The organism is Plantimonas leprariae, assembly GCF_008802405.1.
Lineage (GTDB): Bacteria > Pseudomonadota > Alphaproteobacteria > Rhizobiales > Rhizobiaceae > Plantimonas > Plantimonas leprariae.
Map to the genome: position 1 here is coordinate 25866 of NZ_VZDO01000012.1, position 26924 is coordinate 52789.

Sequence of the window (26924 nt, forward strand, 5' to 3'; positions counted from 1 at the left end):
GCACATCGACGGGAAGGAGTCCGTCGACGGTTCTAATCCTCGCGGCCGATCTCGGCTGCCACGAACTGCCAGAGGCGTTCGGCTTGCGGAAGGGTCCGGTATCGGAAGCACAATGCGTGCAACGCCCCGACAGGTACGAGAAGCATGCGCAGGCCGAGGAGATCGTCGGTAGTGGTGTGCGGCGGAAATACCAGGGACAGTTCGATCAGGAAGAAGCCGGATGTCCCGCCAACGATCGCCCAGGCGAGCCAATGGCGCACGAACGGCCGGAGCACCGCCAGCAGCGTCATGCCGAAGCCGAGCAGGAATGTCGGCAAGGCGGCGAGGATGACCCCGCCGACGCTGCCGACGGCAAACCAGAACAAGCTCATCAGCACCGCTCCGGACACTGTCGCCGCAGCACCACCTTCCGATCCCAGGGATGGGATCAGCAGCACGACGGCGAGGATCGCGGATACGGCGAGCCCCGTGATCGCCGAGACGAACACCGCGGAGACGAAGCAGCGCCACGCGATCTGGGCCGCCGCGGCGGCGGGAGCCGGATCGCGCCGTTCCGGCCGCACGACGGCGGTCGATCGGGCCGCGGGCTACACCGCCGACAGGCCGTCGGAGCCGATGTGAGCGATGCGGAGCATGTTGGTGGAGCCGGGGATCTTCAGCGGCACGCCGGCCGTGATGATCACCCGCTCGCCGGCCCGCGCGAAGCCTTCCTCAGCCGCGATCTTGCAGGCCGTGTCGATCATCGCGTCGATCGACTCCTCGTCCTTCGTCACGACGCAGTGGAGGCCCCAGCAGACCGCCAGACGGCGCGCCGTGGCGAGCACCGGCGAGAGCGCGAGGATCGGCAGTTGCGGGCGCTCGCGCGCCGTCCGGAGGCCCGTCGTGCCGGTCGCGGTGTAGGTGACGATCGTCGCGACTCGCAGCGTTTCCGACATCTGCCGGGCGGCCAGCGAGACGGCGTCCGCTCCGGTCGGCTCCGGGTCCGGGCGCTGCGCGGTGATGATGCCCGGATAGACGGGATCGCGCTCGGCGGCTTCCGCGATCCGGCTCATCATCGAGACGGCCTCGATCGGATACTGGCCGGCGGCTGATTCGGCCGAGAGCATGATCGCGTCGGCGCCCTCGTAGACGGCGATCGATACGTCCGAGACCTCGGCTCTGGTCGGCACCGGCGCGGTGATCATCGATTCCAGCATCTGCGTCGCGACCACCACCGGCTTGCCGGCCTTGCGGGCGGCGCGCGTGATGCGCTTCTGGATGCCGGGCACCCGCTCCAGCGGCATCTCGACGCCGAGGTCGCCGCGCGCCACCATCAGGGCGTCCGACAGCTCGATGATCTCGTCCAGCCGCTCGACGGCCTGCGGCTTCTCGATCTTCGACATCAGGCCGACGCGCCCGCGCGCCACCTTGCGCGCCTCCGCCAGATCCTCGGGGCGCTGGATGAAGGAAAGCGCCACCCAGTCGACGTCGGATTCCAGCACCGCGTCGAGGTCGCGGCGGTCCTTCTCGGTCAGCGCACCGCTGCCGATCGTCGTGTCCGGCAGCGAGACGCCCTTGCGGTTCGAGATGCGGTTGCCGGCGACGACCTTGCACTTGACGCGCTTGCCGTCCGCTTCCGTCGCAACGAGCTGCAGCTTGCCGTCGTCGATGAGGAGGCGATGCCCGGCCTTCACCGCTTCGAGAATTTCGGGATGCGGCAGGTGCACGCGCGTCGCGTCGCCTGGCGCCGGGTTGTCGTCGAGGGTGAATTCCTGCCCGGCTTCGAGGGCGACCGCGGTGTCGGTGAAGGTGCCGACGCGCAGCTTCGGGCCCTGCAGGTCGGCGAGGATGCCGATCGGCCGGCCGACCTCGGCCTCCACCGAGCGGATGCGGCGCACCAGCTCGCGCATCAGGTCGTGGTCGGTGTGGCTCATGTTGATGCGGAACACGTCCGCGCCGGCCTCGTGCAGGCTGCGGATCATCCGCTCCTCGGAGGAGGCGGGACCCAGCGTGGCGAGGATCTTGACCCGGCGGTTGCGTCTCATGGCGTGGTCGCATCTCCCCGCGGCGCCTCGGTGAGCTGAACCATCCAGCTCCCCTGCTCGCCGGTGTCGTATTCGCGGAAACCTAATTTCTGAAAGCCGCGTGCGAAGCAATCCTTGACGCCCGCGATCTTGAACTCTTTCTCCGCGACGCAGAAGTTGACGCCCCCGGCCCAGAGGCCGCGGCCGTCCTGATCCTCGGCGTAGAGATAGTAGTAGCGCGAGGACAGCGGCCCTTCGATGACGGACTTGCAGGTCGTCGCGGGGATCTGCCACCAGCCCTCCGCCGTCCATCCCGCTTCCGCGCGGTAGCCGACGGCGACGCCGACCAGCGACTGCGTGCCGTTGCAGACCCGGAAGTCCGCCCGCGCCGCCCCCGAGGTGAACGGCGCGGCGAAAAGGAAGCCGAGAACGGCAAGCGCCAGCGGCGCGCCGGCGCGGCGCCATCCCTCGAGCGGTCGTGGCAGCATCGATAGGCCCTAGAGTTCGCGCGATATCGCGTCAGGATCGCGCTTCGATTTTCCGCCGCACGGATAGCCGTGTCAACGAAGTCTCAGCCGACCCAGCCGCGCAGTTCGCGACGCGTCATCGCCTCGATCACGTCCATGCCCTCCTCGCTGTCGTTGAGGCACGGAATATGCGCGAAGCGCTCCCCTCCATGATGGAGGAAGCTTTCCGCGACCTGTCCGGCGATCTCCTCCAGCGTTTCGAGGCAGTCCGACACGAAGCCGGGATTGAGCGCCGCCACCCGCTTAATGCCTTGCGCGGCGAGCGCTTCCACCGTCTTGTCCGTATAGGGCTGCAGCCATTCCTCCGGCCCGAAGCGGGACTGGAAGGTGGTCATCAACCGCCCTTTCGGCCAGCCGAGCCGCTCCTCCAGGAGGCGCGAGGTCTTCTGGCAGTGGCAATGGTACGGGTCGCCCTTGCGGAAATAGCTCTGCGGGATGCCGTGATAGGAGGCGATCACCCGCTCCGGCTCGAAGTCGAGGCTGCCCAGGTGCTTCTCGATTGAGCGCGCGAGCGCGTCGATATAGACCGGGTCGTCGTGATAGGCGGGCACGGTCCGGACAGCCGGCATCCAGCGCTTGCCCATCAGGTGCTCGAAGGCCTTGTCGTTCACCGTCGCGGTGGTGGAAGCCGAGTACTGCGGATAGAGCGGATAGATCAGGATGCGGTCGCAGCCGGTGTCCTGCAGCGCGTCGATCCGTTCCGCGATCGAGGGCGTGCCGTAGCGCATCGCCCAGTCGACGACGACCTCCGCCTCGCCCGACATCCGCGCGGCCAGCTTCTCGCCCTGGGCCCGCGTAAAGGTGCGCAGCGGCGACTCGTCGCGCTCCGTGTTCCAGATGAGATCATAGGCCCGCCCCGACTTCTTCGGCCGCGTGTTGAGCACGATGCCGTAGAGGATCGGATACCAGGCGGCGCGCGGCCACTCGATGACGCGGCGATCCGACAGGAATTCCTTCAGGTAGCGCCGCATCGGCGCGTAGCCGGTGCCGTCGGGCGTGCCGAGATTGACGAGCAACACCCCGACCTTGCGCGCCCGCACCGGCGGATGGTTCGTCGGCAGGGGTCCGATCCCGCGACCGCTCTGCGGCGGCGAATGCATGTTCATGAACGAGCCTTGGTGGAGGGCGGTCCAGGACCGCTTCCGCCACGATATAAGCACCGCCGCCGAGGCTGGAATGACTCCAGGCCCAGCAGCGATCGTTTTATGCGGGCGGGCCTCCGGCTGTCAGGCGCGGCGGCTGAACTCGAAGCGGCTGCCGTTCGAGGAGGCGCAGGCGAGCCGGTTCGGCTCGACCTGGTTGCAGTTGGCGGCGACGCGGGTACCCCGGACGCGCGAGGTGTAATCGATCGTCACCTGGCCGGGACCGAGGTTGCGATAGGTGCCCTCGGCGAGGATGGCGCCGGTATTGGCTTCCGTCGACGTGAAGCGGCCAGCCGAGAAGTTGGCGTTGTAGGCGACCGCGCCGCCGACCGACGACCAGCTTCCGTCGATGCCGCGGGGCTGCTCCACCGGCACGACCTCCGCCTGCCGGGAGGTGGTGCAGGCGCCGAGGACGCTCGCGGCCAGGAGGGAACAGATGATGGCTTGCCGGCGCATTCGATCGACCTTCGAACAGTATCGGCGAAACGGGAGCGTCGCCGTTCCGAAAACGCTAGCGAACGCGGCCGCGCCTGTCATCCCGATGCCGCCCGGCACGCGCTGCGAGCGGCCGCCATCCACCGAAAACTTCAATTCCTAACGTTCATCAGGCGCCGGCCGGAGCCGGCTCCTTCACCGGGAACACCGAATGGATGGAGCTGATCGTCTCGACATAGCGGATGCGCGCATCCGTGGTGAAGGTGAACCAGTACATGGTGGTCCCGGTCACCAGCGTTCCGTCCTTGTCGTCGCGGCGCGTCCAGTTGTAGATCGAGGCAGCGGAGTCCTCCTCGATGACGAGTCCGCGCTCCTCGAAGGAGATATACTTGGCGCGGCGCATGAGTTCGCTGAGGAAGGAACGCGCCTCCTCTTCCCCGGCAAGGCGGAAATCACCTTCGAGCCGGTCGAACCAGGGTGCGTCGATGATGCCGGCGTTGCTTCGGTTGGAGAAGACGAGTCCCGGGGCGAAATGACGGGACACGACGCCCATCCTGCCGGTCATCAGAGCCCCGAGCACTTCCCGCAGGACGGCTCGTTTGCGCTCGGCGTCGCTCTCCGCCACGCTCATGGGCATCGATCCTCGGCTATTCCGATCGCCGACCGGAAAATAGGAGCAGACTCCTAAGGGAAAGCCGCTCGAATGCAAATCTTGCGACGACGGGCCCCGCCTTCACAAGACGATCACGCCTCAAATCTAAGGCGCAATTGTTTTTCCACAAGTTTGGTCGGCCTTTTCAAGACGATAGGCACCGAAGCGTCGTCGGCTGCCGCGTAGCCTCCCGCATCTGCGACCTTTTGCAGCAGCGGCGTCGGCTGCGCCGTTCAAGCGTTGCGGACGAGCACGTTCCGGAATTGCCAGGGGTCCGTCTCGTCGATGTCCTCCTTGAAGAGGCCCGGCCGGTCGGAGAGCGGATGCCAGTCCGTGTAGTAGCCCTTCACCGGGCCAAGATAGGGACGCTGGATTTCCAGGCAGCGCCGGAAATCCATCTCGTCGGCTTCGACGATCCCGGCCTCGGGGTTCTCGAGCGCCCAGACCATGCCGGCGAGGATGGCGGAGGAGACCTGCAGTCCCGTGGCGTTCTGATAGGGCGCGAGCCGGCGCGCTTCGGCCAGCGAAAGCCGCGATCCGTACCAGTAGGCGTTCTTCTCGTGACCGTAGAGGAGAACGCCGAGCTCGTCGGCGCCGTCCACCAGCTCGTTCTCGGTCAGGACGTGATGCGTCGGCTGGATGCGGCCCGCCGCGCCGAACAGTTCGTGCAGCGAAAGCACCGCGTCGTTGCTCGGATGATAGGAGTAATGGCAGGTCGGCCGGTAGACGACGTCGTCGTGCTTGTCGCGGACCGTATAGTAGTCGCTGATCGAGACCGCCTCGTTGTGGGTGACGAGGAAGCCGTGCTGCGCGCCCGGCGTCGGGCACCAGGTCCTGACGCGCGTCGCGGCGCCGGGCTGTTCCAGGTAGATCGAGGGCGCGCTCTTCTTCTTGTGCCGCCGCGCCGTCTTCGGCATCCAGCGCTCGTGCGTGCCCCAGCCGAGTTCGGCGGGCTGCATGCCTTCCGAGATGAAGCCTTCCACCGACCAGGTGTTCCAGAAGACGTTCATCGGCTTGGGCTCGCAGGCTCGCTGCGTGTCGCGCTCGGCGACGTGGACGCCCTTGACGCCCACCTTCCGCATCAGCTTCGCCCACCCCTCGCGGTCGGCCGCCTTCGGTTCGTCGAACTGAAGGCCGACCTCCTCCGCAACATCGAGAAGCGCCTGCTTGACGAACCAGGACACCATGCCGGGATTCGCCCCGCAGCACGACACCGCGGTGCGGCCGCCCGGATGCTTCCGCGCTTCCTTCCGGACCGCCGACCGCAGCGCGTAGTTGGTTCGGTCGGCATTCGAAAGCTTGTCGTCGAAATAGAAGCCGAGCCAGGGCTCCACCACCGTATCGATGTAGAAGGCGCCGATGCGGCGCGCGAAGCGCATGAGGTCGAGCGAGCCGGTGTCGACCGAGAGGTTGACGATGAAGCCCGGCCCTTTGCCGCCGGTCAGCAGCGGCGTCAGCACCTCTTCGTAGTTCTTGCGCGTGATCGACTGCTGCAGGAAGCGCAGGCCGCGTTCGTCCAAAAGTCCCCGATCGGCATCGCGCGGGTCGATCACCGTGAACCGCGAGCGGTCGAAGGTGAAGTGGCGTTCGAGCAGCGGCAGGGTCCCGCGCCCGATCGAGCCGAAGCCGATCATGACGATCGGCCCCTGGATCTCCGCATGGACGGGATAGGTTTCTTCGGGCATCGCGGCAGGTCCTTGAGATGCGGTCGCGGTGTCTCGGGGTGGGGCTAGCGGGATTCGACGAGGAAGGAAAGCTTCGCGCCCCGTTTCGTCGAAACTCGGTGAACGGCGCGGTGCGGCGGCCTCAACCTTCGTCGGCTTCCAGTTCGTCGATGAAGCCGGACACGACAGCTAGGCCCTTCGACCAGAAGGTCGGGTCCGACGCATCGAGGCCGAACGGCGCCAGCAGCTCGGAATGATGCTTCGTGCCGCCGGCCCGCAGCATCGCGAAATACTTCTCTTGGAAACCCGCCGCAGAGCCTTGATAGACCGCATAGAGCGAGTTCACCAGGCAATCGCCGAAAGCATAGGCGTAGACGTAGAAGGGCGAGTGGATGAAGTGCGGCACGTAGGTCCAGAAGGTCTCGTAGCCGGAACCGAGCCGCATGGCCGGCCCGAGGCTCGCTCCTTGCACCTGCATCCAGATCTGTCCGATCCGCTCCGAGGTCAGCTCACCCGCCTTGCGCTCCTCATGTAGGTCGCGCTCGAACTGGTAGAAAGCGATCTGGCGCACCACCGTGTTGATCATGTCCTCGACCTTGGACGCGAGCAGGGCGCGCCGCTCGCGGCGGTCGGTGGTCGAGTCGAGGAGGGAGCGGAAGGTCAGCATCTCGCCGAAGACGGATGCGGTTTCCGCAAGCGTCAGCGGCGTCGGCGCCATCAGCGCTCCCTGCGGGCCGGCGAGCACCTGATGCACGCCGTGGCCGAGTTCGTGCGCGAGGGTCATCACGTCGCGCGGCTTCCCCATGTAGTTGAGGAGCACGTAGGGATGGGCTGACGGCACGGTCGGGTGGGCGAAGGCGCCCGGCGCCTTGCCCGGCCGCACGGCGGCGTCGATCCAGCGCCGCTCGAAGAAGCGGCCGGCGATCTCCGCCATCTCGGTCGAGAAGCTCGAATAGGCGGACAACACCGTGTCCTTCGCGTCGCCCCAGGCAATCTCGCGGCGCACCGCTTCCGGCAGGGGGGCGTTGCGATCCCAGAATTCCAGCCGTTCCAGCCCGAGCCACTTCGCCTTCAGCGCGTAGTAGCGGTGCGAGATGGCCGGGTAGCTCGCCGTGACGGCGTCGGCCAGCGCGTCCACCACGGGACGCTCGACGCGGTTGGCCAGATGGCGCGAGTCGGCGACGTCCTCGAAGCCGCGCCAGCGGTCGGCGATCTCCTTGTCCTTGGCGAGCGTGTTGGTGATCAGCGTGAACGTGCGGAGATTCTCCGAGAAGACGCCGGCGAGGGCCTGCCCCGCCGCGCGCCGACGCTCGCGGTTCTCGTCCTGCAGGAGGTTCAGCGTCTCCTCCAGCGCCAGGTCCTCGCCCTCGACCTCGAAGCGCAGCGCCGTCATCGTCTCGTCGAACAGCCGGTTCCAGGCGTTGCGGCCGGTGATCGCCTTTTCGTGGAAAAGCTCCTCGACCCGGTCCTCGAGCTGGAACGGCTTGTCGCGGCGAAGGTCAACGATCCACGGCCGGTAGTGCGCCAGCGCCGGGTTCGCCGCCATCGCGCGGTCGATCGTCTCGTCCGGGATGCGGTTCAGTTCGAGCGGGAAGAACAGGAGCTTCGACGAGATTTCGGTGATCCGCGCTTGGATGTCGCCGTAGAACTTCGCCTTCGCCGCATCGGCGGTGTCGCCTGAATAGACCAGCCCCGCATAGGAGATGAGCCGGCCGAGGATCTCCTCCAGCGTCTCGTAGCCGCTGAGAGCTTCGGCGAGCGCGCCGCCGTCCGGTTTCCCTGCTTCCCCTGCGAGCTGTCCGCGCCAGCGCGCCTGGAAGCCGGATGCCATCGCGTCGCCTTCGGCGATGTCCCGCTCGATCTCGGGCGCGTCCATCGAGGCGTAGAGATCGGCGAGGTCCCATTCGGGGAGCGTGGCCGAGCCGACGCCGCCCTCGCGGCTGCGGACGGTGGACAGGACGGGCGTCAGGCGGGGCATCGCGGATCCGATAAGGTTCGTCGTCGAGCCGGCGGCGTTAGGGGATCGTTCACCCACGCCGTCAAGCGAATGGAAGTTCGGTTCGTGCGAAACTGTGTCGGTCCCGCGTTTCGGCGAGGCTGGAGCACGCCATGACGCAACAGGTGATCCTCGTCGACGACGACCCGGTGCAGCGCCGCCTGCTGGAATCGCACGTCTCGCGCATGGGCTATCGCACGATCACCTGCGACAACGGACAGGCGGCGCTCGACGCCCTGCGCATCGCGCTGCCCGACCGGCGTCCCGCGGCGATGGTGCTGGACCTAGCCATGCCCGGCATCGGCGGCATGGAGGTGATGGAGGAGATGCGCCGCGCCGGCCTCGACGTGCCGGTCGTCGTCCAGACCGCGACCGGCGGCATCGAGACCGCGGTGGCCGCGATGCGGGCCGGCGCGTTCGATTTCGTCGTGAAGCCGGCCGCGCCGGAGCGGCTGCGCCAGATCATCGAGCGCGCGGTGCGCTCCCGCCGCTCGCCCGCCGCTGCCGTCACATCCGCGAAACGACTCGCGACGATCGACTTCGCCGAGGCCGGGGCCGCGATGCGGCCGATCCTGTCGCGGGCCGGCCGCGCCGCCGCCTCGACGGCGCCGCTGCTGATCGAGGGCGAGACCGGGGTCGGCAAGGAATGGCTGGCCGAGGCGGTCCGCCTCGCCGGCCCGCGCGCCGCGGCACCGTTCGTCACGATCAACTGCGGCGCGCTGCCGGCGAGCCTCGCCGAAAGCATCCTGTTCGGGCACGCGAAGGGCGCGTTCACGGACGCCTCCGAACGGCGCATCGGCCGCTTCGCGGCAGCCGACGGCGGCACGCTGTTCCTCGACGAGATCGGCGAACTGCCGCTCGACATCCAGGCGAAGCTCCTGCGCGTCCTGCAGAACGGCGAGATCGATCCCATCGGCGGCTCGCCCGCCCGCGTCGACGTGCGCGTCGTGTCGGCGACGAACCGGATGCTCGAGACCGAGGTGGCGGCGGGGCGCTTCCGGGAAGACCTTCTCTATCGGCTGAACGTCCTGTCGGTCCGGATCCCTCCCCTTCGCGAACGCCGCGACGAGATCGTGCCGCTTGCGCTCCGCTTCCTGGACGAACTCGGCCGCACCGAGCGCCCCGGTCGCGTCTCGACGATCGCATCCGACGCGCTCCGCGCGCTCGAGGCCTTCGACTGGCCGGGCAACATCCGCCAGTTGCAGAACGCCGTCCATCGGGCGGTGGTGATGGCGGAAGGCGACAAACTCGGCATCGAGGATTTTCCACAGGTCGGCCCCTCCCCTGTGGAAAGATCGGCGCTCCCTCCGATCGCGGCTCCCGAACCCATTTGCCAATCCACTGAAGTGCGGACCGCGAGCGAACCGGCGGTGCCGGCACTGGAGGCGTTCGACGCCGCCGGGCAGATCCGCCGCGCGGATGCCGTCGAGGCCGACCTCATCCGGCTCGCCGTCCTTCGCTATGGTGGGCATCTCAGCGAGGTCGCGCGGCGGCTCGGCATCGGCCGCTCCACCCTTTACCGCAAGATGCGCGAATACGGATTTCAGCCCGCCGAAGCGGAGTGAGTCGGATCGTGCGGCCCCGCATGGTTGCCGAAATCTTGCCGGAAGCTGTTCGGCTTTACGCTGGCTTAAGGCTTTTGTTTTGAAATATCGTGCAAACGAGGCTAGCGTCATCTTCGTGCCGCAGTCTTTGCGGAAAGAACGCTAGATTCGTAATGGCAATGCGCGTTCCGGGCTTCTGGGGAAGTTGCTCGCGACGGGGGATCGAGGGGACAAGCCGCGAATGTCCGGAATGACCGACGCTGTCGGCCGCGCCGCCCTGCGCGCTGCCTCCTACGCCGCCATCTGTGTCCTGACCGTCTGCGCCGGAACGAGCCTCGCCTCCGCCGAAACCCGGACTCTCAAGATCTACCATCTCCACACGCACGAGAAGGAAGAGATCGCCTACAAGCGCGACGGCCGCTTCCTTCCGGACGGGCTGAAGAAGATCAACTGGATCCTCCGCGACTGGCGCAAGGAGAAGCCGGTGAACATGGACCCGCGCCTGCTCGACCTGATCTGGGAAGCCTACCGTCAGTCCGGCTCGCGCGCCTACATCAACGTCGTCTGCGGCTACCGCTCGCCGGAAACCAACGGCATGCTGCGCTCGCGCACCTCCGGCGTCGCCAAGGAAAGCCAGCACATGCTCGGCAAGGCGATGGACTTCTACCTGCCCGACGTTTCGCTCGCCAAGCTGCGCGCCATCGGCCTGAAGATGCAGATCGGCGGCGTCGGCTACTATCCGCGCTCCGGCTCGCCCTTCGTGCATTTCGACGTCGGCAACGTCCGGCACTGGCCGAAGATGAGCCGCAAGGAGCTGCTGGCGGTCTTCCCGAACGGCAACACGCTGCACGTGCCGTCGGACGGCAAGCCGCTGCCGGGCTACGAGCAGGCGCTCGCATCCTACAAGTCGCGCAAGGGCGCCTCGTCGATCCAGGTGGCGAACGCCTCCGACGCGAAGTCCTCCGGCAGCAGCGCCGGCGGCGGCCGCACCCTGCTGGCCATGCTGTTCGGCGGCGGCGGCGCGGACGAGGAAGAGGATACGGCGGAAGCCTCCGGCGCGGCGAGCGCGCCGGCGCAGGCTGCCCGCGATGCGAAGCCGGCTGCGGTCGCGAAGCCGGCGAAGCCCGCCGTCGAGGAGCCAGTGGCCGTGGCGGCGCTCGCGCCGAAGGCGAAGGCCGCCCTGCTTCCGAGCGGCGTGCCGATGCCGATCCAGGACACGTTCGACGCCAGCGCGCCGAAGACGATGGTGCCGCCCGCCGAGGTCGCCGAGACGAAGAGCGTCGAGGTCGCCGCGCTGGAGCCGAGCCGCATCCCGTTGCCGAGCGCCGCGCCGGTGCGCGAGACCGCGCTCGTCGCCGAGGCGATGAAGGTGCCGGTGCCGACCGTGCCGGCGAATGCGCCGCAGACCGGCGACAGCGCGCTGCTCGCCGCCCTGTCCGCCAGCCCGGCGGCCGAGGAGACCGCGGCCGGCGAGGCCGCCCAGCTCGCCTATTCCGTCCCGACGCCGCGTAGCCGGCCGCCTTTCGCGGCCATCCTGAAGCAGGAAACGCCGTCGGCCGGGACGATCGACGAGGTCCGGGCGATCGTCGAAACCGCCAACGCCGAAATGCCGCCGGCGACGCCCGCCCCGTCCACGGACGGCGCTTCGGTCGCCGCCCTCGCCGTTCCGGCCGCGGTGCCGCTGCATGCGCCGGCGGCCCATCCGCAGCGCCCCGAGGCCGGCCGCGTGCTGCTCGCCTCCCTCGAACAGTCGAAGTCGGCGAAGCTCGCGAGCGCTCCGGCGGCGAAGCTGGCGATCCCGGCGGGCAAGACGGGCCGCCTGCAGAATCGCGGCGCGATCGTGAATACCGCCGTGCCCGCCAAGCCGATCTCGCAGGCCGCGATCAGCTCGCGAATCCGCCTCGCGGACCTCGTCGGCGATCCCAACCACCGGCCGGAAGTGTCCGCGACGAACCATCCGGACGGTGGCCGTTTGGTGCGGAACGTCCCGAACGCGGTGCTCTCGGACGGCTTCTCGACGGAACCCGCCGCGCCGTCGAACGGCTTCGCCGGCTCCGCCGTGCACTTTACCCCGGTGGTGAAGGTCGACTGAGGTCAACGCGCCGTCCGACCGGGAAGCACCCTTCTCGCAGATATCGAAGTCCGTTTTCGCCCGACCTCCCGCTTTCGAGCGGGAGGTTCGTTGCATCGGCGATGCGGCTTAGCGGTCCATCGCCACGGCAATCGCTCTATACTCGCTGCAATAGCGCGATCAATCCGCCACTGAGCTTTCCGCCCGATCTCGATCGAATGTATTCGTGAGCGGGGAACTGCGAGTAGCTCTCGCGTTTATTCTCGCGGACGCGGTCGCGATCTTGACATACAGCAACGGGTTATAAATATAGAGCTATCGGCAGTGAAATGCCGAATGCGGAATCAAGCGAATCGACAGACGACATCTTTTCCCGGAGCGGGAAGGCGCGTGATTCGCTTCGTCCGATGGTCTGCAAAGAAAACCAACGAGAACGAGCACCCGGATGGACCAGGTCGAGAGAACGGACAGCAGCGAAATGCTGATGGAACTGACGGCGGAAGTCGTCGCCGCCTATGTCAGCAACAATTCGCTGGCGGTTTCCGAAATTCCGGCGCTGATCTCGGACGTCTACGGCGCGCTCGGCCGCACCCATTCCAGCCCGCAGCAGGTGCCGGCGGCCGAGAAGCCGAAGCCGGCCATCGCGGTGAAGAAGTCCGTCACCGACGACTACATCGTCTGCCTCGAGGACGGAAAGAAGTTCAAATCCCTGAAGCGTCACCTGATGACGCACTACAACCTGTCGCCGGAGGAGTACCGCGAGAAGTGGGAACTGCCGGCCGACTACCCGATGGTTGCCCCGAACTATGCGGCCGCGCGTTCGCGCCTCGCCAAGCAGATGGGCCTCGGCCACAAGCGCCGGCGCGGCGGCCGCGCCGCCGCCTGACCCCCGATACCTGCGAGTGGTTTCCGGCCCGGCACCGCAATGGTGGTCCGGGCCGTTTCATTGAGCGGCAAAGAACTAACTTGCGGCGGCAATTTCCGCAGAAGCATCGGCAAGTTTGCCGCGAGCGCCTTTCTCATGGCGCTACCCACGAACCCTCAGCTCTCCCGCCTGTTGCCGGTTCGGCTTAGATCGAAAACTGCGGAGATGGCCGGGCCACCTCACTGCGTCCGTGAGAACTCGCCCGCTCGTACGAGATCGGAGCGGGCGACGGACGGCAGTCGCCAGCCTCCTCCGATCGGATCGCGCCGATCGTTCGGCGCGACGGCCGGTCAGGCCATGCCGAGGGCCTGCATGTAGAGGTCGAGCACCGCGTCCTGCTCGGCGCGTTCGTTCTGGTCCTGCTTGCGAAGCGAGATCACCTTGCGCAGGACCTTGGTATCGAACCCATTACCCTTCGCCTCGGCGTAGACGTCCTTGATGTCGTCGGCGATCGTCTTCTTCTCCTCCTCGAGCCGCTCGATTCGCTCGACGAAGGATTTCAGTTGATCGCCCGCAACGGCTTCAACCTCGGACATCGGCACCCTTTCCGATCATGACTTCCAATTCCTGCTCGGCGCGCGCCCGGACACGGGCTGCGCCACGGCCTGCATAGCGGCTCAAGACTTGTGCGAAGTTGACGCGAAGGCCGCGGACGCCTCCGCCGAGGCCTCGCGCTGATGGAGCTGCCGCCATTCGTCGTACGGCATGCCGTAGACGATTTCGCGCGCGGCGTCCTTGCTCATGGCGTCGCCTCGCGCTTCGGCCGCCTCGCGGTACCAGTTCGCCAGGCAGTTCCGGCAGAAGCCGGCGAGGTTCATCAGGTCGATGTTCTGGACGTCGGCGCGCTCGCGCAGGTGATCGCGCAGCCGGCGGAAGGCGGCTGCCTCCAGTTCGACCCTGTCCCGTTCGCTGCTTATCGTCATCGGCGCGTTCCGACCGTCGTTTCCTGCCCTGCATATCGACCGTGCGGCCCGGCGACGCAAGCTTCGATGCCGCGCGGCGCACTGATCGCTAAGCTTCCGTTAACCATCCGCGTTTACGGTTCGGCAAGATTTGCGAACTTGCCTGGACAACTCCTTGCACGACCCGAGCGGGGCGCCGTCCGCGCCTTCCTGTCCGAAGCGGCGCAGATGCGGGGATCGCCCCCTGCTGGCCGCCCTCGCGGCGGGCGCCGCATGGATCGCGCTCGCCTCGACTGCGACCGCCGAGGACAAGCCGCCGAGCACGGCGGCGGGCATCGGCGACCTACGCGCCGGGACGGATCCCGATCCGGCGACCGAGTTGCGCTCCAACCTCCGAAAGCCGCTGACGGCCCCGCTCGCCAGCGACGGCGACCAGACGCCGGCAGCCCCCTTCAGCCGCAGTTCGAGCGATAGCGCACCGAGCGAGGACGCCGGCGATGACGCAGCGTCCGCCGATGACGAGGAACTGCCCGTCCGGCCGGTGCGCAAACCGCGCATCGACCTGTTCGAAGAGCCTCCCGGCGCGCACACAGAGCCGTCGAATACCGCGGTCCGGCCCGCCGGACCTGCCGAGGCCTGGCGCCCGGCGGCCGCGAGGACCGAAGCTTCCGAGCCGAAGCGGTCATCCAAGCAGGCGCGCCGCGATCGCCCTGATCGCTCGGGCACCTCGGCCTCGACGGCGGTAGGCTACCCGTCCCGCGCCGCGCGGGCCGGCAGCGCCGAGCCGGCCGATGGCGCGGGTTCGGACACGCTGGCGGGCGGGCGCCTGTCCCTGCCCTCCGCGCCGGTTCGCTCGTCCCGCACCGAGACGCTGGACGACCTGCGGCAGAACCGGCGCGTCGCGCCGTTCCGCGGCGCGTTGCCGGCGGCGGTGGACGACCCCTTCGCGCCGATCGGCATCCGGCTCGGCACCTTCATCCTCTTCGCCGCGCTGGACCAGAGCACCGGCTGGTCGAGCAATCTCGATCAGTCGCCGCGCAGCACGAACGGAGCGTTCAGCGACACGACTCTCTCGACCCGGCTCGCGTCCGACTGGTCGCGCCATGCGGCCGAACTCGACATGTTGGCGAACTATCGGCGCGACTTCGCCGGCGAGAACCGCTCGAACCCCGACGTCACGCTCGACGGGCGGGTGCGCCTCGACATCGACCGCCTGACCACCTCGAACCTGCGCGGCGGCTTCGTCTACCGGAAGGAGGACGCGTCGGATCTCGATCCGGTCGCCGATGCCGGCGGCGAGCGGCCGGACCTCCTCAACTATTCCGCCAGCGCCGATCTGCAGCACGAGTTCGGCGAAGCCTTCGCGCGCGGCACGGTGGCGGCGGTGCGGGAGACGAAGGATCGGGACGGCGGCATCGGCGCCACGCTCGACGAGAATTTCAACACCTATACGGGCGCGCTGCGGGCCGGCTATCGCATCTCGCCGGCCATCGCCCCCTTCGCGGAAGCCAGCCTCGGACGACGTGTGTTCGACGACGAGTTCGACGCGACCGGGACGACCCGCGATTCCACCATCGCCGCGCTGCGCGGCGGCGTGTCCGTCGACTTCGGCGAGAAGCTCACCGGCGAAGTCGCGGCCGGCTATGCCTGGAACGTGCCGAAGGCGGACAGGCTGGGCACCGCCGCCTCGCCGACCGTCGACGCGAAGATCGCTTGGTCGCCGCAGCGCGGCACCGACGTGGAGCTGACGGCCGCCACCACCTTCGACCCGGATACGAGCGCGCCGACGACTTCGACGCTCTATCAGACCGGCCTCGGCCTCCGCCACCGCGCGACGGCGCGGCTCGACCTCGATACGGCGCTGACCTTCGGCTACCGCGACAGCGAGCTTCGCACCGACCAGGAAAGGACCTGGGGCGCGAGCGCCGGCTTCACCTACTGGCTCAACCGCTCGCTCGCCCTCATCGGGCGAGCCTCGCACGACGACGTGAACCGCCTCCATTCGGACGGCGACTACAGCGTGGATGCCGTGAAGCTCGGCATCCGGCTGCAGAACTGAGACGTCAGTTGCCGGCGGCGGAGACCATCGCCGCGATGTCGCCCTTGACCTTGCCGCGCACGTCCTCGCGCGCCAGGGCGAAGGCGACGTTGGCGCGCACGAAACCTTCCTTGTTGCCGCAGTCGAAGGTGCGGCCCTTGAAGACGTAGCCGTAGAAATCTTGCGCGTTCGCCAGTTTCAGCATGCCGTCGGTAAGCTGGATCTCGTTGCCGGCGCCTTTCTCCTGCGTCGCCAGGATCTCGAAGATTTCCGGCTGCAGGATGTAGCGGCCCGAGATGGAGAGGTTGGACGGCGCCTGCCCGACCGGCGGCTTCTCGACCATGCCGTCGATGCGGAAGCCGTTGCCGACATCCGCCGCGCGCCCGACGATGCCGTACTTGTTCACCTCGGCCGGATCGCACTCCTCGACGGAGAGGATGTTGCCGCCGGACGTCGCGTAGAGCTCCATCATCGAGGCAAGGCAGCCCTTGTCGGACTGCATGATCATGTCCGGCAGAAGCAGGGCGAAGGGCTCGTCGCCGACGAGCTCGCGCGCGCACCAGACCGCGTGGCCGAGGCCGAGCGGCTCCTGCTGGCGGGTGAAGCTCGTCGTGCCGGCCTTCGGCTGGATCGCGTCGAGAAGGGCGAGCTCGGCCTTCTTGCCCCGCCGGTTGAGCGTGTCGTTCAGCTCGAACTGGATGTCGAAATAGTCCTCAATGACCGCCTTGTTGCGCCCGGTGACGAAGATCAGGTGCTCGATCCCGGCTTCGATCGCCTCGTCCACGACGTATTGCAGCACGGGCTTGTCGACGACAGTCAGCATCTCCTTCGGCACGGCCTTCGTGGCGGGAAGGAAGCGGGTGCCGAGACCGGCCACGGGGAATACGGCCTTGCGGACCTTCTTCATGCGGTTCTCCTGTTCATCCGAGAATCGATGCGAATGCGCGGTTCCTAGCCCGCGCTTGCGTCGAGGGCCAGCGGAAGCGCGACATACGGATAATTCAGGCCGAGGTGAACCTCCCGCGACGGACGGCTCGAAATTGACGGAAACGTGAGGAGCCGTGGTAAAGCTCGCCTTAACGAGCCGCCTCTATCTTGAGGGACAAGACGCGGTGTCCGCCCGCATCCGAAGCGGAACGGCCGGAGGGCCGAAAGACTTCTCGGCTTCGAGACGCCAGGGTTCGAACATGATGACGTTCAGGCTTTCCCGCTCCCTTCTTCTCCTTTCCACCTTGGCCGCGACCGTGCTGGCCGGCGCCGGCCAGTCCGCCTCCGCCGCGGATGCCGGCTTCAAGCGCTGGATCGCGAATTTCGAGGATACGGCGGCGGATGCCGGCATCGGCCGCTCGACCTATCGTGCTGCCTTCGCCGGCATCGACGAGCCGGACCCGGACGTGATCCAGAAGGCGCAGTTCCAGCCGGAATTCCAGGACACCATCTGGGACTACCTCGACAACCGCGTCAACGAGGTCTCGGCCGACGAGGGCGCCGCACGGCGCCAGCAGTTGAAGCCCTGGCTCGATCGGATCGAGAAGCGCTTCGGCGTCGACCGCGACATCCTCCTGGCGATCTGGTCGATGGAATCGGACTACGGCCGCGTGCTGCAGCGCACCGACGTGGTGCGCTCCGTGCCGCGCTCGCTGGCGACGCTTGCCTACATGGATCCGAAGCGCGGCAAGTACGCGAGAGCGCAGCTCATCGCCGCGCTGAAGATGCTGCAGGAAGGCGACGTGTCGGTGAAGGGGCTGACCGGCTCCTGGGCCGGCGCGATGGGTCACACGCAGTTCATTCCGACGAGCTATCGGCTCTACCAGGCCGACATGGACGGCAACGGCCATGCCGACATCTGGACCTCGGTGCCGGACGCGCTCGCGACATCCGCGAACCTCCTCCGCAAGAACGGCTGGCAGACCGGCAAAACCTGGGGCTACGAGGTGGTGCTGCCGTCCGCCGATGCCGCGAGCCTCCGGGGCAAGAGCATGAGCCTCTCGGTTTGGGCGAAGCGCGGCTTCGCGCGCGCCACCGGTGGACGCTTCGCCGCGCCGAACGACCGCGCGACGCTGGTGCTGCCCGCCGGCACGAACGGCCCGGCCTTCCTGATGACGAAGAACTTCTACGTCATCAAGGCCTACAACAACGCCGACAAGTATGCGCTCGCCGTCGGCCATCTCGCCGACATGATCGCCGGCGGCGCGCCCTTCGTGCAGGACTGGCCGCGCGGCTACAAGCCGCTGACCATGGCGGAGCGCTACGAGGTGCAGAAGCACCTGACCTCGCAAGGCCTTTACGACGGCAAGATCGACGGCAAGATTGGTTCGACCTCGAAAAGCGCCATAATGGCCTATCAGCGTAGCGTCGGCGTCGACGCGGACGGCAACGCGTCGAAGGCGCTGCTCGACATCATGCGCAGGAGATGACGGATGACGGTTGAAAGGCGGGCTGCCGCGGTTCGGATCATTCCGCGCATCGTCCTCCTTTCGGCCCTCGCTCCGGCATTCCTCGCGGTCGACCTCGCGAACCCGCTTTCCGACAACTCGGCCTCGGCGCAGGAATTCGGCGGCGGTCTGTTCGGCCGGCTGTTCGGCAGCCGTCCGCGCCGCTCGATGGACGACGGCCCGAGCGGCACCTATCCGCCGCCGCGCTATTACCTCGACCCGCCCGTGCAGCGCCGCCAGCAGCGCCAGACGCCGCCGCGACCCCGCGCCTCGGCCAAGAAGAACGGCCCGGCGGCAGCCGGCGGAGCCGCCGCCGCGGCCGGCACCGTCGCCTCGGCGCCTGCGCCGGTCGAGAAGGCGGCGGATGCGAAGGTCGTGCTGGTGGTCGGCGATTTCATGGCGCTGTCGCTGGCGAAGGGCCTCGGCGCGGCGACGGCGCAGAATGCCGGCATGCGCGTGGTGGACCGCACCGACGGCTCGTCCGGCCTCGTGCGCGACGACCATTTCGATTGGCCGCAGCGCATCGCCGGCATCGTCGAGGAGGAGAAGCCGGCGGCCGTCATCGTGATGCTCGGCTCGAACGACCGGCAGGCGATCCGCACCGACGGCACGTCGGAAGACCTTCGCTCGCAGGAATGGACCGAGGAGTACGTCCGGCGCATGGACGCTCTGGCGGCGGCGGTACGCGAGAAGAAGCTGCCGCTGGTCTGGGTCGGGCTGCCGGCCTTCAAGTCCTCCGACATGAACGACGACGTCGCGTTCTTCAACGAACTCTACCGGCAGGCGGCGACGAAGGTCGGCGGCGAGTTCGTCGATGTGTGGGACGGGTTCGTCGACGCCAACGGGGCCTTCGCGTCGAGCGGCCCGGACGTCGCCGGCCAGCCGGCGCGCCTGCGCAATTCCGACGGCATCACCATGACGCCGCAGGGGGCGCGCAAGCTCGCCTTCTTCGCCGAGAAGCCCTTGGAGAAGATCCTCGGCGGCAGCCTCGACGGGACCGCCGTTGCGGCGCGGCCCGAGACGCCGAAAGCCGTTCCGCAGAACCCCGCCAACGCGACCTCGGTGCCGGCGGTCGGCCTCGCCAGCCCGTCGCTCGACGGCGGCGAGGATTTGCTGGCCGGGCCGGCACAGGCCGTCGCGGGCACGCAGCCCTCACCGCGCGAGCGGCTGGTGAACGCGGGAACGCCGCTGACGGGTTCGATCGGCCGCGCCGACAATTTCGCCTGGAACACGAAGGGCGGCTCGATCCAATCGCGGCCCGACGCGCCGGTCGTGTCGCGCGGTTCGGTGAACCTCGAAGCGGTCCGCTCCGGCACCGGCGGTTTCCAGCCGCCGAAGCCGACGCCTTCGCTCGACGAGGCGATCATCGAGGATTGGACCGCGCAGGAGAAGGCGGACGCGGCGAAGCGCGCCGCCTCGGAGCAACCGAACCCGGCGGGCTCGGCCGCGCCCCGCTGACGAGCCCTACAGCGGCAGCGTCGTCACGCCCATGAGGTCGAGATCGATCGCCCTCGCCGCCTGCCGCCCTTCCCGGATCGCCCAGACCACGAGCGACTGGCCGCGCCGGACGTCACCGGCGGCATAGAGCTTGTCGATCGAGGTCCGGTAGTCGCGGTCGCCGGCGACGACCGAAACGTTGCCGCGATTGTCCTGCTTGAGCGACAGGCTCTCGCCCGCCTCGGCCATGAAGCCGTTCTCGAACGGGCCGGCGAAGCCGATCGCGATGAAAGCGAGGTCGGCCTTGATGACGAATTCGGTGCCGGGTACGGGCTTGCGCCGCTCGTCCACCTCGCAGCACTTCACGCCGGTCAGTTGGCCGTCCTCGCCGACGAATTCCAAGGTCGCGACCTGGAATTCGCGGATCGCGCCCTCGGCCTGCGACGAGGAGGTGCGCATCTTCGTCGCCCAGTAGGGCCAGACTTCCAGCTTGTTCTCGGTCTTCGGCGGCTGCGGCCGGATGTCGAGCTGCGTGACCTTCACTGCGCCCTGCCGGAAGGCGGTGCCGACGCAGTCGGACGCGGTGTCGCCGCCGCCGACCACCACGACGTGCTTCGCGCCGGCCCAGATCTCCGGCGACTTCCACGCCGTCGAGGCCGAGTTCTCCGACCCCACGCGGCGGTTCTGCTGCACGAGATAAGGCATCGCGTCGTAGATGCCGGCGAGGTCGTTGGTCGGGATGCCGGCATCGCGCGGCTTCTCCGCGCCGCCGCAATAGAGGACGGCGTCGTACTCGGCCGTCAGTTCCGACAACTGCCGGTCGACGCCGATCTCGACGCCGCAGAAGAAGGTGACGCCCTCGGCCTGCATCTGTTCGACGCGCCGGTCGATCAGGTGCTTCTCCATCTTGAAGTCGGGGATGCCGTAGCGCAGCAGGCCGCCGGCGCGGGTCTCGCGCTCGAAGACGTGAACGTCATGGCCGGCGCGGCCGAGCTGCTGCGCCGCCGCCATGCCGGCGGGACCGGAACCGATCACTGCGACCCGGCGGCCCGACGAGGTCTTCGCCGGCTGCGGCCGATAGAGGAAGCCGAGCGTCTGCGCCTTGTCGGAGATCGCCTGCTCGATCGTCTTGATCGCGACCGGCATGTCCTCGAGGTTCAGCGTGCACGCCTCCTCGCAAGGGGCCGGACAGATGCGGCCGGTGAATTCCGGGAAGTTGTTGGTGGAATGGAGGTTGCGGATCGCGCCCTCCCAGTCGTCGGCGTAGACGAGGTCGTTCCAGTCCGGGATCTGGTTGTGCACCGGGCAGCCCGTCGGGCCGTGGCAGTAGGGCACGCCGCAATCCATGCAACGCGCCGCCTGCCGTCCGACCTCGGCATCCGACATCGGCAGCACGAATTCGCGGAAATGGCGAATGCGGTCCGACGCCGGCTGGTATTTCGGCGTCTGCCGGTCGATTTCGAGAAAGCCGGTCACCTTGCCCATGGCAGCTCCCCTTCCCTTCCGCCGCGACCAAACCCCCGGCCGCGACACATGCTCCGGCGCGCGGGCGCCGTCGCCGTTTGGAACGACTACAACATTTCCAAAGCCATTCGAACGCCCGAGGCTCGTTCGATCCGCGTCAAAAAGGCGGGCGCGTCTCCGCGTCCGCCTTCCGGAAAATACGACAGTGTTACTGCCCTATTTCGCTGCCCGCCGCAAGGGCCCGCTCGCGGGGCGGTTCAGGGCGCGGTGGATTTGAAGCTGTCGAGCGCGGAAACCCTGTTCCACCAATCCCGGACGCCCGGCAGATCGGCGAACTCGTCGAGATGCGGCGTCATCGCGATGTAGGCCATGTGGGGAGCGAGGTAGAAATCCGCGACGCTGGGTTCGCCGCCGGCGAGCCACGGCGAGTCGCCTTTGATCTTGAACAGTTCCGTGAAGGCCAGCTTCGAGGTCCGCATGGCTTCCTCATGGGCCGCATCGTTCTTGCCGCCGATCATCTCGGGGAAGAGGTGGTAGCCGACGACGCCCATGATGATCGGGCCGTAGGCGTAGGAATCGATGATGCTCGTCACCATGTCCATGCGCGCCGCGTCCTTCGGGTCGCGCGGCACGAGCGCCTTGCCGGGCAGGACGGCATCGAGGTAGCGGGTGATCGCCGGCGTCTCGATCAGGCGCAAGCCGTCGATGTCGACCACCGGCACCTTGCCGAACGGATGGCGCTCCAGATGCTCGGGGCTCTTCGGCTCGCCTTTCATGACGTCGACGGGCACCTGCTCGTAATCCGTCACGCCTTTCTCGGCGAGCAGCATCCGAACGGTGCGGACATAGGTCGAGCCGCTGAAGCCCCAGAGCGTGATCTTCGGCATCCCATCCTCCATGAAAAGAGAAGCCGGGACGCGTCCCGGCCTCGGTTTCCCCGAAGATAGAATCCGATCCGGCCGCGGCTACTCCGCCGCGACGCTCATCCGCATGCGCTCCATTTCCTGCAGCGCCCGGCGGTATTCCACCGGCATGACCTTCACGAAGCGTGGGCGGTAGCTCTCCCACTCGTCCAGCATCGTCTTGGCACGGGCCGAGCCCGTGTAGTGATGGTGGTTGAGGATCATCTGATAGAGCCGTTCGTCGTCGTGACCCGTCATGTCGGATGAGACGTTGACGCGCCCCATGTGCTGGAGGTCGCCGCCGTGATGGTGCAGCTTCTCCAGGAGGTCGTCCTCCTCCGGCACCGGCTCCAATTCCACCATCGCCATGTTGCAGCGCTCGGCGAAGTCGCCCTTCTCGTCGTAGACGTAGGCGACGCCGCCGCTCATGCCGGCCGCGAAGTTGCGTCCCGTCTGGCCGAGGATTACCACGACGCCGCCGGTCATGTACTCGCAGCCGTGGTCGCCGACGCCCTCCACCACCGCGACCGCGCCGGAGTTGCGTACCGCGAAACGCTCGCCCGCGACGCCGCGGAAATAGCATTCGCCGCCGATCGCGCCGTAGAGCACGGTGTTGCCGATGATGATCGACTCCTCCGGCACGATCTTCGTGTTCGGCCGCGGCTTCACGACGATGCGCCCGCCTGACAGGCCCTTGCCGACATAGTCGTTGCCGTCGCCGGTGAGCTCGAAGGTGATGCCCTTGGCGAGGAACGCGCCGAAGCTCTGCCCGGCGGTGCCGCTCAGCGCCACCTTGATCGTGTCGTCGGCAAGACCGCGATGGCCGAAGCGTTTCGCCACCTCGCCGGAGAGCATCGCGCCCGCCGAGCGGTCGACGCTGCTGATCGCCGTCTCGATCTCGACGCGCTGGCGCGCGACGAGCGCGGTCTCGGCCTCGGCGATCAGCTTGCGGTCGAGCACGTCCTCGATCGGATGTCTCTGCTTCTCCGTCCAGCGAAGCTGCTCGGCCTGCCCTTCCGGTTTGAAGAAGACCTTGGAGAAGTCGAGGCCCTTCGCCTTCCAGTGGTCGATCATCTCCTGCTTGTCGAGCCGGTCGGACTGGCCGATCAGCTCCGACAGGTGACGGACGCCCATCGCGGCCATCAGCTCGCGCACTTCCTCCGCCACGTAGAAGAAGAAGTTGATGACGTGCTCCGGCGTGCCCTTGAAGCGCTGGCGCAGCACCGGGTCCTGCGTCGCGACGCCGACGGGGCAGGTGTTGAGGTGGCATTTGCGCATCATGATGCAGCCGGCCGCGATCAGCGGCGCGGTGGAGAAGCCGAACTCGTCGGCTCCCAGAAGCGCGCCCACGATGACGTCGCGGCCGGTGCGAAGGCCGCCGTCGACCTGCAGGCAGACGCGGGAGCGCAGGCCGTTGAGGACGAGCGTCTGCTGCGTCTCGGCAAGCCCCATCTCCCACGGGGAACCGGCGTGCTTGATCGAGGTCAGCGGCGAAGCGCCCGTGCCGCCGTCGTAGCCGGAGACGATCACGTGGTCGGCCCGAGCCTTGGCGACGCCGGCCGCGACCGTGCCGACGCCGACTTCGGAAACGAGCTTCACCGAGATGTCGGACGCGGGGTTGACGTTCTTCAGGTCGAAGATGAGCTGCGCCAGGTCCTCGATCGAATAGATGTCGTGATGCGGCGGCGGCGAGATCAGGCCGACGCCCGGCGTCGAATGGCGGGTCTTCGCGATGGTCGCGTCGACCTTGTGGCCGGGCAACTGGCCGCCCTCGCCGGGCTTCGCGCCCTGCGCTACCTTGATCTGCAGCATGTCGGCGTTGACGAGATATTCCGTCGTCACGCCGAAGCGGCCGGACGCCACCTGCTTGATCGCCGAGCGCTCGGGGTTGGCCGAGCCGTCCGGCATCGGCAGATAGCGGTCGGATTCCTCGCCGCCCTCGCCGGTGTTCGACTTGCCGCCGATGCGGTTCATCGCGACGGCGAGCGTCGCGTGCGCCTCGCGCGAGATCGAGCCGAAGCTCATCGCGCCGGTGCAGAAGCGGCGCACGATATCCTTCGCCGGCTCCACCTCGTCGAGCGGCACCGGGCTCAGCCCCACGTCCTCGGCGAGCTTGATCCGGAACAGGCCTCGGATGGTCGAGGCGTGGACCGCCGAAAGGTCGACGATCTTCGAATATTCCTTGAACCGCTCCCACGAATTGCCGCGCACCGCGTGCTGCAGCGTCGCGACGGCGTCCGGCGACCACAGATGCGCCTCGCCGCGCATGCGGTAGGCGTACTCGCCGCCCACATCGAGCGAGCGGGCCAGCACGGGATCGTCCGAGAAAGCGAGCATGTGCCGCTCGGCCGATTCGCGCGCGACCTCGTCCAGCCCGACGCCCTCGATCGTGGTGGCCGTGCCGGTGAAGTACTGCGCGACGAAGTCGGACTTCAGGCCGATCGCGTCGAAGATCTGCGCGCCGCAATAGCTCTGGTAGGTCGAGATGCCCATCTTGGACATCACCTTCAGCAGCCCTTTGCCGACCGACTTGATGTAACGGGTCACGACCTCGCCGGCGTCGACCTCCGGCGGGAACTCCTTCTTCCGGTGCATTTCCAGCAGCGTGTCGAAGGCGAGATAGGGATTGATCGCCTCCGCGCCGTAGCCGGCGAGGCAGGCGAAGTGATGCACCTCGCGCGGCTCGCCCGACTCCACCACGAGCCCCGCCGCGGTGCGCATGCCCTTGCGGATCAGGTGATGGTGCACGGCCGCGCAGGCGAGCAGCGCCGGGATCGGGATGCGGTCCGGCCCCATCTGCCGGTCCGACAGGATGATGATGTTGTAGCCGCCGACGACCGCGGCTTCCGCCCGCTCGCACAGCCGGTCGAGCGCACCGCGCATGCCCGCCGCGCCCTGCTCGGACGGGTAGGTCGTGTCGAGCGTCTTCGTGTCGAAGCGGTCCTCGGTGTGGCCGATCGTACGGATCTTCTCCAGATCGCCGTTGGTCAGGATCGGCTGGCGCACTTCGAGGCGCTTGCGGCGCGACGAGCCTTCGAGGTCGAAGATGTTCGGCCGCGGCCCGATGAACGAGACCAGACTCATCACCAGCTCCTCGCGGATCGGGTCGATCGGCGGGTTGGTGACCTGCGCGAAGTTCTGCTTGAAGTAGGTGTAGAGCAGCTTCGACTTCGACGACATCGCCGAAATCGGCGTGTCGGTGCCCATCGAGCCGATCGCCTCCTGCCCGGTGGTCGCCATCGGCGCCATGAGCTGGCGGGTGTCCTCGATCGTGTAGCCGAAGGCCTGTTGGCGGTCGAGCAGCGACACGTCGGCGCGCGACGCCCGCGGCGCGACCGGCTTCAGGTCCTCCAGCACGAGTTGCGTCGCGCGGAGCCAGTCCTGGTATGGGTTCTCGCTTGCAAGCTCCTGCTTCACCTCCTCGTCGGAGACGATGCGGCCTTTCTCAAGGTCGATCAGCAGCATCTTGCCCGGCTGCAGCCGCCACTTCTTGACGATCTTCTCTTCCGGGATGTCGAGCGTGCCGGCTTCCGAGGCCATCACGACGAGATCGTCGTCGGTGACGACGTAGCGCGCCGGCCGGAGGCCGTTGCGATCCAGCGTCGCGCCGATCTGCCTTCCATCGGTGAAGGCGACGGCGGCCGGCCCGTCCCACGGCTCCATCAGCGCCGCGTGGTACTCGTAGAACGACTTGCGCGCCTTCGACATCTGCTTGTTGCCGGACCATGCTTCCGGGATCAGCATCATCATCGCATGGGCGAGCGGATACCCCCCTTGCGTCAGGAATTCGAGCGCGTTGTCGAAGCAAGCGGTGTCCGACTGCCCCTCGTAGGAGATCGGCCAGAGCTTGGCGATGTCGTTGCCGAAGAGCTCGGAATCGACCGACGCCTGCCGCGCCGCCATCCAGTTGACGTTGCCCCTGAGCGTGTTGATCTCACCGTTGTGCGCGACCATCCGGTACGGATGCGCCAACCGCCACGACGGGAAGGTGTTGGTCGAGAAGCGCTGGTGGACGAGCGCCAGCGCCGATTCGAAGCGCGGGTCGCTCAAGTCCTTGTAGTAGTCGCCGAGCTGGTAGGCGAGGAACATGCCCTTGTAGACCAGCGTGCGCGACGAGAGCGACACGACGTAGAAGCCGAGATCCTCGCCCTGGCCTTCGGCGTAGACGCGGTTCGACACTACCTTGCGGATGATGAAGAGCTTCCGCTCGAACTCCTCGTCGGATTGGATCGCGGCCGAGCGCCCGATGAAAATCTGCCGGTGGAACGGCTCGGTCGCGACGATCTCGGGGGCCTGCGACAAGGAGCCGTTCCAGACCGGCACGTCGCGCCAGCCGAGCACGGCCTGTCCCTCTTCCGCGACGACCGCCTCGAACAGCGCCTCGAAATGCGCGCGGCGCTCGGGGTCCTGCGGCATGAACACGAAGCCGACGCCGTAGCGGCCGGGCTCGGGCAGCTCGATGCCCTGCGCTTGCATCTCCGACGCGAGGAACGCGTGCGGGATCTGCACGAGCATCCCGGCGCCGTCGCCCATCAGCGGGTCGGCTCCGACCGCGCCGCGATGCGTGAGGTTCAGAAGAATCTGCAGCCCCTTCTCGACGATCGAATGGGACTTCTCGTTCTTCATGTTGGCGATGAAGCCGACGCCGCAGGCATCGTGCTCGTTGCGCGGATCGTACAGGCCGAGGCGACGCGCGTCGGCGATGCGCTTGGCGGCGGTCGTGGTGCCCGTCGTCACGGATGGCGTCTCGCTCGTCATCGCATCGTCTCCCCGCTGCCCGGACCATC

General features: G+C 67.7%; 20 protein-coding genes. 6 read left to right on the forward strand and 14 right to left on the reverse strand.

Annotation, left to right across the window (positions count from 1 at the left end; genetic code table 11):
• Positions 1-32: 32 nt before the first annotated feature.
• The 8 genes from F6X38_RS14815 to F6X38_RS14850 form a co-directional block, all read right to left on the reverse strand.
• A complete protein-coding gene (locus F6X38_RS14815; RefSeq protein WP_150970897.1) occupies positions 33-563 on the reverse strand; it encodes a hypothetical protein in 531 nt (176 codons plus the stop codon).
• A gap of 24 nt (positions 564-587) precedes the next feature.
• Positions 588-2024 (reverse strand): pyruvate kinase, encoded by a 1437-nt coding sequence (gene pyk, locus F6X38_RS14820; protein WP_150970899.1) that lies wholly within the window; start codon positions 2022-2024, stop codon positions 588-590.
• A complete protein-coding gene (locus tag F6X38_RS14825) occupies positions 2021-2491 on the reverse strand; it encodes a DUF1036 domain-containing protein (protein WP_150970901.1) in 471 nt (156 codons plus the stop codon). Before F6X38_RS14825 ends, pyk begins: the two co-directional genes overlap by 4 nt.
• A gap of 83 nt (positions 2492-2574) precedes the next feature.
• Positions 2575-3636 (reverse strand): ferrochelatase, encoded by a 1062-nt coding sequence (gene hemH, locus F6X38_RS14830; RefSeq protein ID WP_150970903.1) that lies wholly within the window; start codon positions 3634-3636, stop codon positions 2575-2577.
• 120 nt (positions 3637-3756) lie between these two features.
• Entirely contained in the window at positions 3757-4128 is a 372-nt protein-coding gene (locus F6X38_RS14835; RefSeq protein WP_150970906.1) for an Omp10 family outer membrane lipoprotein, read from the reverse strand.
• Between the two features lie 148 nt (positions 4129-4276).
• Positions 4277-4738 carry a nuclear transport factor 2 family protein gene (locus F6X38_RS14840; protein WP_150970908.1) on the reverse strand — a complete coding sequence of 154 codons (462 nt, stop codon included), beginning with the start codon at positions 4736-4738 and terminating at the stop codon, positions 4277-4279.
• A gap of 254 nt (positions 4739-4992) precedes the next feature.
• The gene (locus F6X38_RS14845; RefSeq protein ID WP_150970910.1) at positions 4993-6444 is read right to left on the reverse strand and encodes a homospermidine synthase; all 1452 of its coding nucleotides are present in this window, start codon (positions 6442-6444) and stop codon (positions 4993-4995) included.
• Between the two features lie 121 nt (positions 6445-6565).
• Positions 6566-8401 (reverse strand): M3 family oligoendopeptidase, encoded by a 1836-nt coding sequence (locus tag F6X38_RS14850; RefSeq protein WP_150970912.1) that lies wholly within the window; start codon positions 8399-8401, stop codon positions 6566-6568.
• 131 nt (positions 8402-8532) lie between these two features.
• Here F6X38_RS14850 and F6X38_RS14855 point away from each other — a divergent pair, with 131 nt between their 5' ends.
• The 3 genes from F6X38_RS14855 to F6X38_RS14865 all read left to right on the forward strand — a co-directional run bounded on the left by F6X38_RS14855 (position 8533) and on the right by F6X38_RS14865 (position 12920).
• Positions 8533-9984, forward strand: coding sequence for a sigma-54-dependent transcriptional regulator (locus tag F6X38_RS14855; RefSeq protein ID WP_150970914.1), 1452 nt, complete (start codon positions 8533-8535; stop codon positions 9982-9984).
• Between the two features lie 229 nt (positions 9985-10213).
• Positions 10214-12055: a peptidoglycan L,D-endopeptidase MepK gene (locus tag F6X38_RS14860; RefSeq protein WP_150970916.1), complete on the forward strand. Its 1842-nt coding sequence runs from the start codon at positions 10214-10216 to the stop codon at positions 12053-12055.
• Between the two features lie 424 nt (positions 12056-12479).
• Complete coding sequence (locus tag F6X38_RS14865) at positions 12480-12920, forward strand: Ros/MucR family transcriptional regulator (protein ID WP_150970918.1); 441 nt, start codon at positions 12480-12482, stop codon at positions 12918-12920.
• Positions 12921-13249: 329 nt separating this feature from the next.
• Here the strand turns inward: F6X38_RS14865 and F6X38_RS14870 are convergent, their stop codons facing one another.
• Both F6X38_RS14870 and F6X38_RS14875 read right to left on the reverse strand, forming a co-directional pair.
• Positions 13250-13495, reverse strand: coding sequence for a DUF2312 domain-containing protein (locus tag F6X38_RS14870; protein WP_150970921.1), 246 nt, complete (start codon positions 13493-13495; stop codon positions 13250-13252).
• Positions 13496-13576: 81 nt separating this feature from the next.
• Positions 13577-13882 carry a DUF1244 domain-containing protein gene (locus tag F6X38_RS14875; protein ID WP_150970923.1) on the reverse strand — a complete coding sequence of 102 codons (306 nt, stop codon included), beginning with the start codon at positions 13880-13882 and terminating at the stop codon, positions 13577-13579.
• A gap of 154 nt (positions 13883-14036) precedes the next feature.
• On the opposite strand from F6X38_RS14875, the gene F6X38_RS14880 reads away from it, so the two are divergent.
• A complete protein-coding gene (locus tag F6X38_RS14880; RefSeq protein WP_161992768.1) occupies positions 14037-15920 on the forward strand; it encodes an outer membrane beta-barrel protein in 1884 nt (627 codons plus the stop codon).
• Between the two features lie 4 nt (positions 15921-15924).
• On the opposite strand, the gene galU is transcribed toward F6X38_RS14880, so the two are convergent.
• Positions 15925-16806 carry a UTP--glucose-1-phosphate uridylyltransferase GalU gene (gene galU / locus F6X38_RS14885; protein WP_150970927.1) on the reverse strand — a complete coding sequence of 294 codons (882 nt, stop codon included), beginning with the start codon at positions 16804-16806 and terminating at the stop codon, positions 15925-15927.
• A 280-nt stretch (positions 16807-17086) separates the two neighbouring features.
• Here galU and F6X38_RS14890 point away from each other — a divergent pair, with 280 nt between their 5' ends.
• Together F6X38_RS14890 and F6X38_RS14895 are read left to right on the forward strand one after the other, a co-directional pair.
• Positions 17087-18316 carry a lytic murein transglycosylase gene (locus F6X38_RS14890; protein WP_150970929.1) on the forward strand — a complete coding sequence of 410 codons (1230 nt, stop codon included), beginning with the start codon at positions 17087-17089 and terminating at the stop codon, positions 18314-18316.
• 3 nt (positions 18317-18319) lie between these two features.
• Complete coding sequence (locus F6X38_RS14895) at positions 18320-19792, forward strand: SGNH/GDSL hydrolase family protein (RefSeq protein ID WP_150970931.1); 1473 nt, start codon at positions 18320-18322, stop codon at positions 19790-19792.
• 6 nt (positions 19793-19798) lie between these two features.
• Here the strand turns inward: F6X38_RS14895 and F6X38_RS14900 are convergent, their stop codons facing one another.
• The 3 genes from F6X38_RS14900 to gltB form a co-directional block, all read right to left on the reverse strand.
• Complete coding sequence (locus F6X38_RS14900) at positions 19799-21256, reverse strand: glutamate synthase subunit beta (RefSeq protein WP_150970932.1); 1458 nt, start codon at positions 21254-21256, stop codon at positions 19799-19801.
• Positions 21257-21492: 236 nt separating this feature from the next.
• Positions 21493-22122, reverse strand: coding sequence for a glutathione S-transferase family protein (locus F6X38_RS14905; RefSeq protein ID WP_150970934.1), 630 nt, complete (start codon positions 22120-22122; stop codon positions 21493-21495).
• A 78-nt stretch (positions 22123-22200) separates the two neighbouring features.
• Positions 22201-26895 (reverse strand): glutamate synthase large subunit, encoded by a 4695-nt coding sequence (gene gltB / locus F6X38_RS14910; RefSeq protein WP_150970936.1) that lies wholly within the window; start codon positions 26893-26895, stop codon positions 22201-22203.
• Positions 26896-26924 lie beyond the last annotated feature (29 nt).